This is a genomic window from Moorena sp. SIO4A1 (assembly GCF_010672065.1).
Lineage (GTDB): Bacteria > Cyanobacteriota > Cyanobacteriia > Cyanobacteriales > Coleofasciculaceae > Moorena.
Window position 1 is genome coordinate 1 of sequence record NZ_JAAHHX010000963.1, and the last position, 1,132, is coordinate 1,132.

At 43.8% G+C, this 1,132-nt stretch carries 2 protein-coding genes; both read right to left on the reverse strand.

Annotated features, from left to right (window positions below):
* Positions 1 to 29: 29 nt before the first annotated feature.
* Positions 30 to 395 (reverse strand): plastocyanin, encoded by a 366-nt coding sequence (gene petE / locus F6K53_RS44480; protein WP_293037064.1) that lies wholly within the window; start codon positions 393 to 395, stop codon positions 30 to 32.
* A gap of 341 nt (positions 396 to 736) precedes the next feature.
* The gene (locus F6K53_RS44485; RefSeq protein ID WP_293087343.1) at positions 737 to 976 is read right to left on the reverse strand and encodes a hypothetical protein; all 240 of its coding nucleotides are present in this window, start codon (positions 974 to 976) and stop codon (positions 737 to 739) included.
* Positions 977 to 1,132: the final 156 nt, after the last annotated feature.

A 1,132-nucleotide genomic window follows, 5' to 3' on the forward strand; every position in this document is an offset into this window, starting at 1 on the left:
CCTAGAGATATATTACTTAATTGATGCGACTATTTCACAATAACTTTGCCAGTCATACCTGCACCACGGTGGGGTGCGCAGAAATACTTGTAAGTTCCAGTCTGATCAAATGTGGCTGTAAAGGATTCACCTGGTTTGTAGGCATACTTTTTGTGAGATTTGTCTGCTGCATCTCCTTCGAAGATTACGTTGTGAGGAAACATCTTCTTATTAACCCACTTAACGGTATCTCCAGCAGAAATGGTAACTTCATTAGGAACAAATTGCATGGGAAAACCTTTAGTCGAACCCATGTCCACTTCTACGGTAGCTGCAGTAGCAGGTGCTACGGACATCGCAAAGGTGGCGATGGCCAGTAAGAGACTAGCAAGAACTAAACCTAGTTTTTTGAACATTTTCTTGATTCACTTGCCGCTGAATACCCCATCCTAGTTTGGGCGGGGAGGAAGCCGGGCGGCGGATACAGCTTCCTTTGGCTAAACGAGCGATTGAGCAAGGCAACAGGGGGAAACCCCCATTCGCACTTTGCATCAAAACAATGACGAATATTTCGTCGTGGTAATTATTTTAATATTCAAGTATGACAATTTGTCATACTTTGTTTTGGGAATAGTGATTTTGTTACAAATCTCAAGATTTCGATGCTCTTAAGCTGTAGAGCACGATTGATGGATTCTACGTAAGCATGCAGCGATCAGCGGTCAGCAATCAGCGGTCAGCCGTCAGTGGTCAGCGGTCAGCCGTGAGCCTTCGGCCAATGGCTGTTCGCGTAGCGCTTAAGCTGATAAATGATAACTGATAACTGATAAATGATAACTGATAACTGATAACTGATAACTGATAACTGATAACTGAATGCTGAATGCTGAATGCTGATAACTGATAGCTGATAGCTGAATGCTGAATGCTGATAACTGATAGCTGATAGCTGAATGCTTAAGTGCGATCGCGTAGCGTGACCTACGGTCAATCGCATCAGCCTCTGAGCCTTGTGGAAATTTAAAATAAAACAGAGAAAGTCTTAGCATCTAAGTATCAACCAACATCCATGAGTCAAACCGAACAAATCCTATCCCAGTTACCTGGTGATGTTCTCGGACGCCTGCGCAGTGCTGACAAAGTCTGGAAAGCC